Here is a 12921-nt window from a genome sequence, read left to right on the forward strand (position 1 = left end):
CGCTTCGCCGATGTGCCATCATGCGAAGGTCGCCGAGGAGGGAACATGCACCGCTGGCTGGTTGCCTTGATCACCGTCGTTGTCGCAGGCCTTGTCGCCGCTCCCCGCGCGTCGGCCGGCGACGCGCCGATCGGCCACATCGGCGACACGCTGCGGGTGGACAACGGCAAGATCATCGCCGACGTCACCGTCAGCTTCGTCCAGCCGGTCGACCCGCCGCCCGGTTTCGGGTATCAGCGCAGCGGCGTGCCGGTTAAGAGCTTCCCCGACAGCACGGTCGATCGCGCCGACGTGGCGATCCACGCGATCAGGGTGCCCAACCCGTCCCAGATGGGAACCGACTTCAGCTTCGTTGGCGTGACACCGTTCGGCGACGCATACAAGCCCCGGCCCTCCGATGCTCCCGACGCACTCGACGTGGCGCTGGGCAATGCGCCGGCCGGTTCCGTGGTTCGCGGCGGAGTGTATTGGGACGCCTACCGCGATCCGGTCTCCAATGTCGTGCTGCTGGACAGGAAGACAGGCGTGCACCTCGCGCAGTGGAACCTGTAGCGCCCGCCGATTCCGCCGACGTCGACGAGCTCGCCGCCGTCGCCGCATCGACATTTCCGCTGGCGTGCCCGCCCTCGGTGACGGCGGAGAACATGGCGTCGTTCATCGAGGCGAACCTGTCGGCCGCGCGCTTCGCCGAGTACCTGGCCGACCCCAGGCGTGTGGTACTCGTCGCCCGGCACGACGAACGAATTGTGGGGTACGCCATGCTCGTTCGCGACGACGGCGTCGAACTGTCCAAGATGTACGTGCTGCCCGAACATCACGGCGCAGGCGTGTCGACAGCGCTGATGAATGCGGCGATCGAACTGAGCGACGGCCGCGTTTGGCTCGGCGTCAACCAGAAAAACCAACGTGCGCAATGCTTTTACGCCAAGCACGGCTTTAGGGTCAACGGCACCAGGATATTTCGGGTGGGTGCCGGCGTCGAGCACGACTACATCATGGTTCGCGAGCTGTAGCACTCAGCGCCAGCAGCCGCGACGTGGCCCGCAGGTACTTCTTGCGAAATCCGCCGGCAAGCATTTCGTCGCTGAAGATGCGGTCCAGCTTCTCCCCCGACGCCGTCACCGGGATGCCCGCGTCGTACAGCCGGTCGGTCAGGGCCACCAGTCGCAGCGCGACGTTCTGGTCGTCGATGCCGTGCACGCCGGTGAGGAAAACCTCTGTCACGCCCTCGATCAGCGCCAGGTAGCGCGACGGGTGCATGGTGGCCAGGTGCGCGCACAGCGCATCGAAGTCGTCGAGCGTGGCGCCGTCGACTCGCGCGGCCCACTCGGCAACCTCTTCGTCGGTCGGCGGTTCGGGCGCCGGCGGCAGATCGCGGTGCCGGTAGTCTGGGCCGTCGATCCGCACCACGGTGAAAATACTTGCCAACGTGTGGATTTCGCGCAGAAAATCCTGGGCGGCAAACCGGCCCTCGCCGAGCTGCTCGGGCAACGTGTTCGAGGTGGCGGCCAGCGACACACCACGCTCCACCAGTTGGGAAAGCATCCGCGAGATCAGCGTGGTGTTGCCAGGGTCGTCGAGTTCGAACTCGTCGATGCACACCAGCGTGTAATCGGCCAGCAGATCGATGCATTCGGCGAAACCGAACACGCCGGCCAGCTGGGTGAGCTCCATGAACGTCGCGAACACCTTGCGATGCCCGGTGAGCGCGCGGTACGCAGACGCCAGCAGATGTGTCTTGCCCACCCCGAAACCGCCGTCGAGATATAGCCCCACGCCGGGCAGCACCTCGCGCTTGCCGAACAGTTTGCGGCGGCCCGCCCGGCGCTCGACGGCCTGCTCGCAAAACCGTTGGCAGGCCTCGACGGCGGCGGCCTGGCTGGGCTCCGCCGGGTCGGGGTGGTACGACGCGAAGCTGACCTCGGCGAATGTCGGCGGCGGCGTCAGCTGGGCGATCAGTCGCTCCGGGGAGACGCTCGGGTGCCGATCCACCAGATGTCCCACCCGACGCATGCAGGCACTGTAGCGACGTGTTGCAATCAACCTCATGGGCCTCACCCTGCTCGGGTCAACGCGCCGAGTCGACGACGGCGAACTGTCCGAGCTCTACGCCTATCCCGGCGGGCGGACGTGGGTGCGGGCCAATTTCATCGCCAGCCTCGACGGCGGCGCCACCGTCGCCGGCACCACCGGCCAGCTCGGCGGTCCCACCGATCGGGCGTTGTTTCACCTGCTGCGCGAACTCGCCGACGTCATCCTGGTGGGCGCGGGAACGGTTCGCATCGAGAGCTACTCCGGCGCACGCCCGAGCGTCACCCAGCGGCAGCATCGGCAGGCCCGCGGCCAAAGCGAAGTCCCGCCGCTGGCGATCGTCACCAAATCGGGTCGCCTGGACCGCGAATTGCAGGTGTTCACCCGAACCGAGGTGCCCCCGCTGGTGCTGACCTGCACGGCGGCCGCCGCGGAGACACAGGGTCGGCTTGCCGGGCTTGCCGAGGTCGTCGACTGCTCGCGTGACGACCCGGGCCGCGTCGACGAGGGTGCCGTGCTGGCGGCGCTGACCGACCGCGGCCTGCATCGGGTGCTGACCGAGGGCGGCCCGATGTTGTTCAGCTCATTCGTCGAGCACGGCCTGCTCGACGAGCTGTGTCTGACGATCGCGCCGTGCGTGGTCGGCGGTCAGGCCCGCCGGATCGCGACCGGGCCGGGTCAGGTGCAGACGTCGATGCGCTGCGCGCACGTCCTGTCCGACGACGACGGGTACTTGTACACGCGCTATGTCAAGAGCTGAACGTTCGTGGTGATCGCAAGCGCGGCGAAGCCGGGCGCAGCGGGTCACCACCAGAGCACCTACTGTGGTCGCATGAGCCGGCACACCCTCCTCGCCGCGGCCCTGGTCGCGGCGACGACGTTGGTGTCCGGCTGCGTGCCGGGGCTGGCCGCCAACCCGCGCTTCGCCACCAACTCCGGCGCCCACCCGCAAGGCAAGGCGATGACGACACGTCCGTCCGGCGGCCCCCCGCCGATCGCCGCCCCCAAGAACGACTTGTCCTGGCATGACTGCACCTCGCGGGTGTTCGGCGACGCCGCGGTTCCGGCGGCGCCCGGCGTCAAACTCGACTGTGCGAATTACGACGCCGACCTGGACCCGGTCAACGGCTCGGCGGGAACGCTGACCATCGGCGTGGTTCGCGCGCGATCGGTGCAAACGCCGTCCGACGCCGGCCCGCTGGTGTTCACCACCGGCTCGGATCTGCCGTCGTCGGTGCAACTGCCGGTGTGGCTGGCGCGCGCCGGCGCCGACGTGCTGCGCAGCCACCCGATCGTCGCGGTCGACCGGCGCGGCATGGGCATGTCGAGCGCGGTGGACTGCCGCGACCAGTTCGATCGCCAGGAGATGCGCGACCAGGCGCAGTTCGAGGCCGGCGACGACCCGGTGGCCAACCTGGCCGACGTCACCCAGAACGCCACCACTAACTGCACCGACACCATCGCGCCCGGCGACTCCGCCTACGACAACACGCACGCGGCCACCGACATCGAGCGGCTGCGCAGCATCTGGGATGCGCCGTCGCTGGCGCTGCTCGGGATCGGCAACGGGGCGCAGGTGGCGCTGACCTACGCGGGGTCACACCCCGACAAGGTGTCCCGGCTGATCCTGGACTCCCCGATCCCATTGGGCGTGGGCGCCGAGGCCGCTGCCGAGCAGCGGGTCAAGGGCGAGCAGGACGCCCTCGATGCATTCGCCGCCCAATGCGCGGCGGTGAACTGCCCGCTGGGCCCCGATCCCAAGGGCGCGGTCAGCGCGCTGCTGGCCGACGCGCGCGCCGGCCACGGTCCGGCCGGTGCCTCGGTGGCGTCCGTCGCCAACGCCATCTCGACGGCGCTGGGCTTCCCCAGCGGCGACCGCGTCAGCACCACCAACGACCTGGCCACCGCACTGGCCAACGCCCGATCCGGTGACACGAACCTGCTGACAAGCCTGATCAACCGGGCCGAATCAATCCGCGGCACCGACGGACAGTTCATCAACGTCTGCAGCGACGCGCTCAACCGCCCGACACCGGACCGGGTGCGCCAGCTGGTGGTCGCCTGGGCCAAGCTCTACCCGCAGTTCGGCACCGTCGCCGCGCTCAACTTGGTCAAATGCGTGCACTGGCCGAGCAGCTCGCCGCCGCAGCCGCCGAAGAGCCTCAAGGTCAACGCGCTACTGCTGGGTGCCCAAAACGACCCGATCGTCGGCTCCGAAGGTGTCGCCGCAGCGGCCGCCACGATCATCAACGCGGGCGCGGCCAGCAAGCGAGTGATGTGGCAGGGCATCGGCCACGGCGCGGCCATCTATTCCTCCTGCGCGGTGCCGCCGCTGACTAGTTACTTGGAGAGCGGCAAGCTGCCCGACACCGACACCTACTGTCCCGCCTGATATTTTGCGCGGGTGACGGCGCTCGATTCCCTGTTTCGTCCGCGTACCAGCGCGCCCAGCGTCGGTACCGTACTGCGGTCGGTGCTGTGGCCCGCCGCGATTCTGGCGATCATCCACCGCAGCGTCGTGGTGACCACCAACGGCAACATCACCGACGACTTCAAGCCGGTCTACCGGGCGGTGCTGAACTTCCGCCACGGCTGGGACATCTACAACGAGCATTTCGACTACGTCGACCCGCATTACCTCTACCCGCCCGGCGGGACGCTGATCATGGCGCCGTTCGGGTATCTGCCGTTCACCGAGTCGCGGTATCTGTTCATCGCCGCCAACACAGTCGCCATCGTGCTAGCGGCATACCTATTGCTGCGAATGTTCAACTTCACCATCACCTCGGTGGCGGCTCCGGCGCTGCTGCTGGCGATGTTCTGCACCGAGTCGGTGACCAACACGCTGGTGTTCACCAACATCAACGGCTGCATCCTGCTGCTGGAGGTGCTGTTCTTCCGGTGGCTGCTGAACGGCCGTGAGTGGTGGGCCGGCATCGCGATCGGGTTGGCGTTGGTGGTCAAGCCGGTCCTGGCGCCGCTGCTGCTGTTGCCGCTGCTGAATCGCCAGTGGCGGGCGGTGGTCGCCGCGATCGTGGTGCCGGCGGTGTTCAACCTGGCCGCGCTGCCGCTGACCGTTCATCCGATGGACTTCTTCACCCGCACGGTGCCGTACATGCTGGGGGTTCGCGACTACTTCAACAGCTCCATCGAAGGCAACGGCGTGTACTTCGGGTTGCCGTTCTGGCTCATCTCGCTGCTGCGAATCCTGTTCACGCTGTTGGCCATTGGCAGCCTGTGGCTGCTGTACCGCTACTACCGGAGCCGCGATCCCCGGTTTTGGCTGTTGACATCGTCCGGCGTGCTCCTGCTGTGGTCGTGGCTGGTGCTGTCGCTGGCACAGGGCTACTACTCGATGATGCTGTTCCCGTTCCTGATGACGGTGGTCCTGCCGAACTCGGTGATCCGCAACTGGCCGGCGTGGCTGGGCATCTACGGCTTTTTGACGATGGACCGCTGGCTGCTGTTCAACTGGATGTACGTCGGCCGGCCGCTGGAATACCTGAAGATCACCTACGGCTGGTCGCTGCTGCTGATCGTGATCTTCTGCGTGCTGTACTTCCGCTATCTGGACGCCAAGGCCGAAAACCGGCTGGACGACGGGATTGATCCGGCGTGGATGCGCGCTAGCGTGGATGCATGAGCTCCCCCAAAGTGCAATTGACCGACGACGAATGGCGTCAGAAGCTGACTCCCGAGGAGTTCGCGGTGCTGCGTCAGGCCGGGACCGAGCCGCCGTTCACCGGTGAGTACACCGACACCAAGACCGAAGGCGTGTATGAATGCCGTGCCTGCGGCGCTGAATTGTTCCGCAGCAGCGAGAAGTTCGAATCGCATTGCGGCTGGCCGTCGTTCTTCGACCCGGCGAATTCCGACGCGGTGATCCTGCGGTCAGACGACTCGTTGGGGATGCGTCGCACCGAGGTGTTGTGTGCCAACTGCCACAGCCATTTGGGCCACGTCTTCGAGGGCGAGGGCTATCCCACGCCGACCGATCAGCGCTACTGCATCAACTCGATCTGTTTGCGGTTGGTGCCTCGCGAGAGTGCAACTACCGACGCGTCTCGCGAGTAAGACCGTCGCTGGTTGCACTTTCGCGGCGGATCAGTCCACCCGGGTGGCGTGGCATTCCCAAAACGGCGCATGCGCGCGGCCGTTGGTCAGCCAGGGCTCGATGATCCGAAACCGTTCTGCCATCGGCTTTATCTGCTCGGCCATATCGGGGTTGCGCGCGAGCATCAACTCGAAGGTCTCGCTGCTCATGTTGATTTGGTAGGTGGTGGGCCCGAGGTACGTGATTTCCCAGCCGCCGCTGGGCAATACCTGTCGAAAGTCGTCTTCCGACAGCGATCGCGGCATCTTGAAGCCGTTGACGTTGTGCTCACCGAACTCAAACATGTACAGCCGCGCCCCGGGCTTGGTGGCGCGGTGCAGTGCCTGCGCATAGGAGTGTTGGAGTTCCCGGTCGCTGCTGAAGGTGTGGTAGAACGCGCAGTCGACGACGGTGTCGAAACGGTTTTCAAATCCTTCGAGCTTGGTGGCGTCGGCCAGTTCGAAATTCACCGACACGCCCGCCTTGCGCGCGTTCTCCCGCGCACGTTCCAGGCCCGCCGGCGACGCGTCAATTCCGGTGGCGGAGTAGCCTTTTGACGCGTAGTAGATCGAATGGTGGCCGGGCCCCGTGCCCGGGTCGAGCACCTCGCCCTTGATCGCGCCGAGCGCCACGAGTTGCTGCACGACCGGTTGCGGGCCGCCGATGTCCCACGGCGTGGCCGTCGGCAGGCCATGCGACGTCCGCTCGTCGCGGTACATCTGCTCGAAACGGGCGGGATCGGTGGGGTCGACGGGGCCCGTCATGGCAGGGCGTTCACCAGCTGCTCGACGGGCACCCGCGGGCCGGTGAAAAACGGTGTCTCAGCACGGGTATGGCGGCGGGCGTCGGTGGCGCGCAGCTCGCGCATCAGGTCGACGATGCGGTGCAGTTCGGGCGCCTCGAACGCCAGGATCCACTCGTAGTCGCCGAGCGCGAACGCGGGCACCGTGTTGGCGCGGACGTCCTTGTACTCGCGGGCGGCCATCCCGTGTTCGGCGAGCATCCGGCGGCGCTCTTCGTCGGGCAGCAGATACCACTCGTAGGACCGCACAAAGGGATACACGCAGATGTAGGCGCCGGGTTCTTCGCCGGCCAGAAACGCCGGGATGTGGCTCTTGTTGAACTCGGCCGGGCGGTGCAGCGCCACGCTGCTCCACACCGGGGTCGACGCCCGGCCCAACGCCGTCGCGCGACGGAAATCCTCGTAGGTGGCCTGCAGCGCTTCGACGCGCTCGGCGTGCGTCCAGATCATGAAATCGGCGTCGGCCCGCATACCCGCGACGTCGTAGAGGCCGCGCACCACCACGCCGCGTTCTTCCTGTTGCTTGAGGAAGGTCGCGGTCTCGTCGACGATCCCGGCCCGCTCGTCACCGAGCACACCCGGTCGCACGGCGAACACCGAAAACATCAGGTAGCGAAGGGTGGAGTTGAGGGCGTCGTAGTCGAGGCGGGCCATGGGTCTATGGTGCCACGCCAGCTTTGAGCAGCTCGGAGACGGCTCGACCGGCCGCGGCGACGCACGCCGGCACACCGATACCGTCGAGGTAGCTGCCCGCCACCGCCAGGCCGGGCGGCAACCCGGCGCGGATCTCGGCGACCACGTCGGCGTGGCCCGGCCCGTACTGCGGCATCGCGTCGATCCAGCGCCGCACGCAGACCTCCACCGGCTCGACGGCCACACCGAACACCGCCTCGAGATCTTGCCGCGACCACGCCACCAGCTCGTCGTCGGAGGCACTCTCAGCCAGGTCGTCGCCGCACCGGCCGAACGACAGCCGCAGCAGTTCCGACTCGCCACGGCGCCCCCACTTGCGCGACGACAGCGTAATCGCCTTGGCGTGCAAGGGTTCTCCGGTGGCGACCACTACTCCGGAGTGTTCCGGAAACGCTGCGCGCACCGCGAGCGCCACCAGCGCCGACGAGGCGCTGAGGATCCGCTGGGCGGCGGCCGCGGTGCGCGGCGCGACGTTCCCGACGAGCTCCGCGAGCCGCGGCGCCGGGACGGCCAGAATCACAGCGTCGGCGCGCCACCGGGCGCCGGTGTCGTCGTGCAACACCCACCCCGGTTCGATCCGCTTCACGGCGGCGCGCACCCAATTCGGCCGAGAGCGCCGCGCCAGCTCGTCGACCAGCACCCAGTAGCCGCCGTCCACCGCACCGAACACCGGACCGTCCGTGGCTGCGGCCAGCGTGGTGCGCACGGCCTCGGTCAGGCTGGCGGCGCCCCGGTCGAGGGCAGCCGCCACCGCCGGGATCCCCGAGCGCAGGCCGATCGTGGCCGCCGAGCCCGCGTAGACACCGGCCAGCAGCGGATCTACCGACCGGGTCACCACCTGCTCGCCGAACCGCTCGCCCACCAGCTCGGCCACCGACGGGTCGCTGCCGGGCTGCCAGCTCAAAGGGCGCCGAGGCTCGGTTTCGATCCGCGTGACCGTCGCGTCATCGACGAGCCCAGCCACCGACTCCGGCGACGACGGGATGCCCGCGACAGTCCGCTCCGGCAACGGGTGCAGCCGGCCGCCGCTGTAGATCAGCGGCCGCGCGCCGGTGGTGGCCAGTTGGCGGTCGGCCAGACCGAGTTCGGCCAGCAGCGCCGGCACTTCGGGCCGCCGCACGACGAACGCCTCGGCGCCCACGTCCATCGGCTGTCCGGCCAGCGTCTCCGTGCGCAGCACGCCGCCGAGCCGATCGGCCGGATCGAGCAGCGTGATCGTCGCCTGGTCACCGACCGCCTGCCGCAGCCGGTAGGCGGCGGCCAAACCCGAAATCCCCCCGCCGACAACGCAATACGAGTTCACAATGTGTGCACCAGCGACACCAGCTCGGTCAGCACCCCCGGGTCGGTGTCCGGCAACACCCCGTGGCCCAGGTTGAAGATGTGCCCGGACGCGCCGGCGTCGACCGCGCGACGCCCGTCGTCGACCACCGCACGCGCCGCCCGCTGAACCACCGGCCAGCCGGCCAGCAGCACCGCGGGATCGAGGTTGCCCTGCAGCGCCGTACCGGGCTGAACCCGCGCGGCGGCGTCGGCCAGCGACGTGCGCCAGTCCACCCCCACGACCGTCGCACCGGCCGCCGACATCGCACCCAAGAGTTCGGCGGTGCCGACCCCGAAGTGGGTCATCGGCAGGGCGTCGCCAGCCAGCGCGGCGAAGACGCGAGCGCTGTGCGGCTGCACATACTGCCGGTAATCGGGAAGCGACAGCGCGCCCGCCCAGGAGTCGAACACCTGGATGGCGTCCACTCCGGCGTCGAGCTGCACCCGCAAAAAGTCGATGGTGAGGTCGGTCAGCTTTTCCATCAGCGCATGCCAGCTGTCCGGCTCGGCCAACATCATCGCCTTGGTGCGGGCGTGGTGGCGGCTGGGGCCGCCCTCGACCAGGTAGGACGCCAGCGTGAACGGCGCGCCCGCGAAGCCGATCAGCGGCACGTCGCCGAGCGCGGCCACCAGCAGGCCGACAGCGTCGGCTACCGGCTGAACACGTTGCCGCTCAAGGGGTTTCAATGCCGCGACGTCGGCGGCGGTGCGCACCGGCGCCGCGATCACCGGCCCGACGTCGGGCACGATGTCCAGCTCGACCCCGGCGCCCCGCAGCGGGACCACGATGTCGGAGAACAGGATCGCCGCGTCGACGTGGTGGCGGCGCACCGGCTGCAGGGTGATCTCGCAGATCAGGTCGGCGTCGAAACAGGCCGCCAGCATGCTGTGCTGCGCCCGCAACGCCCGGTATTCGGGCAGGGAACGGCCGGCCTGCCGCATGAACCACACCGGCACGCGGTGCGGTTTGCGGCCCGTGGCGGCGGCCAGATACGGCGACTCGGGAAGGTCGCGACGGTTGCTCATCGCGCTCAATGCTGCCACGGCAGGTGTGCGGATTGCGGATTCGGGGAATGTGCACGACGGGACGAAAGGAGCGGCTGATGAGCCAGGGGACGTTGGTCGAGGAGGCGGAGTACTTCGTCGACCGGGCATTGCGCAACATCGCCCACGGACGTTTCGAGCGGTCACTGTCGGGGCTGACCGCGTTCGCGGCGGTGGTGACGACCGCCGAGATCTACTTCGAGCACTACAAGGCCAGCTTCGGCAACAAGTGGATGTGGAGCCCGATCGTGGTGACGCCGCCGGTGGTGGTCGCCGGAGTCGCCGGGGTGTTCTCGAAGCGCTGGGCGAAGCGGTGGCTGCCGGTCACGGCCGGCGTCTACGCGGTCAACGGCCTGATGGGCCAGTACCTGCACGCACGTGGCGTGGCGCGCAGGCCGGGCGGCTGGCGCCTGGCCAACTACAACGTCCCGATGGGACCCCCGATCGCCGCGCCCGGGCTGATGAGCATCGTCGGGGCGATGGGCCTGCTGGCCGCGATCCTGCGCCGCGAGAAGTGAGCATGCGCGATATCGCCAGGGGCAAACACCTGCCCAATCTGCGGCCGGACGGCAAGCCGCTGCACCCGTCGTGGCTGCCGCGCCAGCGTCGCGGCAAGACGCCGCAGATGATCGGCCGCTACCCCGACTACGACGTGCTGTCCACGATCGAGAGCTGGGACGAGGCCACCCGCAAAGTGGTGCTGGCCCGGCTGGAGGAGCCCGGGCCGCTGCGGTTCTTCGACGCCGCGGCCGAGCCGACGCTGCGCGCGTTCTGCGACACCGTGCTCGCTCAGGACGGCGAGCCGCGGATACCGGTGGCAGAGTTCGTCGACGCCAAACTCGCCGACGGCCGACTGGACGGCTTCCAGTACGACGACATGCCCGACGACCGCGACACGTGGCGACTGGTGCTGGCCGCTTTAGACGAGACAGCCCGGGATGCGGGTGCGGAGTCGTTTGCGGCCGCCGACCCCGAGGACCGCGAGTCGATCGTCGGGCAGTTCGCCGACGGCACGCTGTCCGGCGGCAGTTGGGACAAGCTGAACGTCTCCCGCGCGTGGTCGGTGGTGATGCGGGGAGCGCTGTCCGCGTTCTACAGCCACCCGTGGGCGTGGAACGAGATCGGGTTCGGCGGGCCGGCGTATCCGCGCGGCTTCATGCGACTGGGCGGGGTCGGCATCCGCGAGCCGTTCGAAACGCCGGGGGCCACGTCCGAGGACCCGGTCGAGACCGTCGAACAGGAAGACATCGATGGGTGACTTCTGGCGGGGGATCCTGAAGGGCGCCGTCGGCCCGCGCGACAACGATTCGCGATTCTTGCTCGACGTGCATTCGCGCGACTTGCCCGGCGAGCGCACCATGCGTCGCTATGCCGACGACGAAGAGGTCGACATGGTGATCGTCGGCGCCGGGGCGGGCGGCTCGGTGCTGGCGCAGCGGCTGGCCCGCGCCGGGTGGCGGATCGTGATCCTGGAGGCTGGGCCGTTCTGGCATCCCGACGAGGACTGGGTGTCCGACGAGGCCGGGTCGCACCCGCTGTACTGGACGCAGAAGCGGATCATCGGCGGCTCGGACCCAATCGAGTTGGGCAAGAACAACTCCGGCCGCGGCGTGGGCGGGTCCATGGTGCACTACGCCGGCTACACACCGCGCTTCCACCCCAGTGATTTCGAGACGTTCACCCGCGACCGCGTCGGCGCCGACTGGCCCATCAGCTACGCCGACCTCAAGCCGCACTACGAACGGCTGGAGCTGGAATTGCCGGTCGCCGGACAGGATTGGCCGTGGGGCGACCCGCACCGCTATCCGCATGCGCCGCATCCTGTTTCGGCCGCGGCGATGAAGCTGTGGGAGGGCGCGCTGGCCCTCGGCATCGAGATGCGGGTGGGCCCGGTCGGAATCGTCAACGGTGTGTTCGGCAACCGTCCGCACTGCATCTACCGCGGCTACTGTCTGCAGGGCTGCAAGGTCAACGCCAAGGCCAGCCCGTTCGTCACGCACCTGCCCGACGCCCTGGCCCACGGAGTCGAGATCCGGGCCGACTGCATGGCGGCACGGGTGGAGCTCGACGAGGCCGGCAATGCCAGCGGCGTCACGTATTTCGCAGGAGATCAAGAGCGGTTCCAGCGCGCCAAAGTGGTTGCGGTTGCGGGTTATTCGATCGAGACACCGCGGCTGCTGCTGAATTCGCAAAGTCCCCGGTTCCCCAAGGGCTTGTGCAACAACGACGACCAGGTGGGCCGCTACGTCATGGTGCAGGGTGCCTCGCAGACCGCGGGCCGCTGGCCTGAGGAGCTGCGTATGTACAAGGCTCCGCCGCCCGAGATCTCCTCGGAAGAGTTCTACGAGACCGACCCGGACCGCGGCTTCGCGCGCGGGTTTTCCATCCAGACCGTGTCGCCGCTGCCGATCGGGTGGGCCGAACATGTGCTGGCGGACGGGCATTGGGGGGCGGCGCTGCGCGAGTACATGCGCGACTACAACCACTGGGCCACCATCGGCGTGCTCAACGAACTGCTGCCGCACGCGGACAACCGCGTCACGCTGGCCGACGAAGCCGATCAATACGGCATCCCGGTCGCCCGGTTCGACTACTCGCTGTCGGACAACGACAAGGCCAACATGGCGTACTCGACGAAGGTGATCACCAACATCCTGAAGGCGGCCAACGCCCAGGACATGCTGACCATCCAGCGCTTCGCGCACCTCATCGGTGGCGCGCGGATGGGCAGCGACCCCGAGACCAGCGTCGTCGACTCCGACCAGCGGACGTGGGCGGTGCCCAACCTGTTCGTCGCCGACGGGTCGGTGTGTCCCACCCAGGGCGCCGCCAACCCGGCGCTGACGATCATGGCGCTGGCGTCGCGGCTGGCGGAACGGATCGTCCGCGGCGACATCAAGGCCGATGCTTCTCACCGTTTGGCGCGTGCGTAACC

At 68.4% G+C, this 12921-nt stretch carries 14 protein-coding genes; 9 read left to right on the forward strand and 5 right to left on the reverse strand.

Features of this window, described 5'->3' with window-relative positions; genetic code table 11:
• The first annotated feature begins 45 nt into the window (after positions 1–45).
• Together G6N47_RS22415 and G6N47_RS22420 are read left to right on the forward strand one after the other, a co-directional pair.
• Entirely contained in the window at positions 46–552 is a 507-nt protein-coding gene (locus tag G6N47_RS22415; RefSeq protein WP_083132462.1) for a hypothetical protein, read from the forward strand.
• Positions 540–1013 (forward strand): GNAT family N-acetyltransferase, encoded by a 474-nt coding sequence (locus G6N47_RS22420; protein WP_139799554.1) that lies wholly within the window; start codon positions 540–542, stop codon positions 1011–1013. Before G6N47_RS22415 ends, G6N47_RS22420 begins: the two co-directional genes overlap by 13 nt.
• Here G6N47_RS22420 and zapE read toward each other — a convergent pair.
• The gene (gene zapE / locus G6N47_RS22425) at positions 994–2049 is read right to left on the reverse strand and encodes a cell division protein ZapE (protein WP_083132461.1); all 1056 of its coding nucleotides are present in this window, start codon (positions 2047–2049) and stop codon (positions 994–996) included. The genes G6N47_RS22420 and zapE overlap by 20 nt on opposite strands.
• Here zapE and G6N47_RS22430 point away from each other — a divergent pair.
• From G6N47_RS22430 to msrB, 4 genes are all read left to right on the forward strand, one after another.
• Positions 2048–2791 carry a pyrimidine reductase family protein gene (locus tag G6N47_RS22430; RefSeq protein ID WP_083132460.1) on the forward strand — a complete coding sequence of 248 codons (744 nt, stop codon included), beginning with the start codon at positions 2048–2050 and terminating at the stop codon, positions 2789–2791. The two genes, zapE and G6N47_RS22430, sit on opposite strands and share 2 nt — an antisense overlap.
• 72 nt (positions 2792–2863) lie before the next feature.
• Complete coding sequence (locus G6N47_RS22435) at positions 2864–4423, forward strand: alpha/beta fold hydrolase (protein WP_083132459.1); 1560 nt, start codon at positions 2864–2866, stop codon at positions 4421–4423.
• A 12-nt stretch (positions 4424–4435) separates the two neighbouring features.
• Positions 4436–5674, forward strand: coding sequence for an arabinofuranan 3-O-arabinosyltransferase (aftC, locus tag G6N47_RS22440; protein WP_083132458.1), 1239 nt, complete (start codon positions 4436–4438; stop codon positions 5672–5674).
• Positions 5671–6105, forward strand: coding sequence for a peptide-methionine (R)-S-oxide reductase MsrB (msrB, locus tag G6N47_RS22445; protein WP_083132457.1), 435 nt, complete (start codon positions 5671–5673; stop codon positions 6103–6105). The genes aftC and msrB overlap by 4 nt, the downstream gene beginning before the upstream one ends.
• 30 nt (positions 6106–6135) lie before the next feature.
• On the opposite strand, the gene G6N47_RS22450 is transcribed toward msrB, so the two are convergent.
• Genes G6N47_RS22450 through hemE form a run of 4 tightly spaced genes read right to left on the reverse strand, consistent with a single transcriptional unit; the run spans position 6136 to position 9968 of the window.
• Positions 6136–6888, reverse strand: a complete 753-nt coding sequence (locus G6N47_RS22450; RefSeq protein ID WP_083132456.1) for a class I SAM-dependent methyltransferase — start codon at positions 6886–6888, stop codon at positions 6136–6138.
• Positions 6885–7580, reverse strand: coding sequence for a hydrogen peroxide-dependent heme synthase (gene hemQ / locus G6N47_RS22455; protein WP_083132455.1), 696 nt, complete (start codon positions 7578–7580; stop codon positions 6885–6887). The genes G6N47_RS22450 and hemQ overlap by 4 nt, the downstream gene beginning before the upstream one ends.
• A 4-nt stretch (positions 7581–7584) precedes the next feature.
• The gene (locus tag G6N47_RS22460) at positions 7585–8925 is read right to left on the reverse strand and encodes a protoporphyrinogen oxidase (protein ID WP_083132454.1); all 1341 of its coding nucleotides are present in this window, start codon (positions 8923–8925) and stop codon (positions 7585–7587) included.
• Positions 8919–9968: a uroporphyrinogen decarboxylase gene (gene hemE / locus G6N47_RS22465; protein ID WP_083132453.1), complete on the reverse strand. Its 1050-nt coding sequence runs from the start codon at positions 9966–9968 to the stop codon at positions 8919–8921. Before hemE ends, G6N47_RS22460 begins: the two co-directional genes overlap by 7 nt.
• Positions 9969–10045: 77 nt before the next feature.
• Here hemE and G6N47_RS22470 point away from each other — a divergent pair, with 77 nt between their 5' ends.
• Genes G6N47_RS22470 through G6N47_RS22480 form a run of 3 tightly spaced genes read left to right on the forward strand, consistent with a single transcriptional unit; the run spans position 10046 to position 12919 of the window.
• The gene (locus G6N47_RS22470; RefSeq protein WP_083132452.1) at positions 10046–10504 is read left to right on the forward strand and encodes a hypothetical protein; all 459 of its coding nucleotides are present in this window, start codon (positions 10046–10048) and stop codon (positions 10502–10504) included.
• A gap of 2 nt (positions 10505–10506) precedes the next feature.
• Complete coding sequence (locus tag G6N47_RS22475; protein WP_083132451.1) at positions 10507–11244, forward strand: gluconate 2-dehydrogenase subunit 3 family protein; 738 nt, start codon at positions 10507–10509, stop codon at positions 11242–11244.
• Positions 11237–12919, forward strand: a complete 1683-nt coding sequence (locus tag G6N47_RS22480; protein ID WP_083132450.1) for a GMC family oxidoreductase — start codon at positions 11237–11239, stop codon at positions 12917–12919. The genes G6N47_RS22475 and G6N47_RS22480 overlap by 8 nt, the downstream gene beginning before the upstream one ends.
• Positions 12920–12921 lie beyond the last annotated feature (2 nt).

The sequence above is a fragment of the Mycobacterium branderi genome, from assembly GCF_010728725.1.
Classification (GTDB): domain Bacteria; phylum Actinomycetota; class Actinomycetes; order Mycobacteriales; family Mycobacteriaceae; genus Mycobacterium; species Mycobacterium branderi.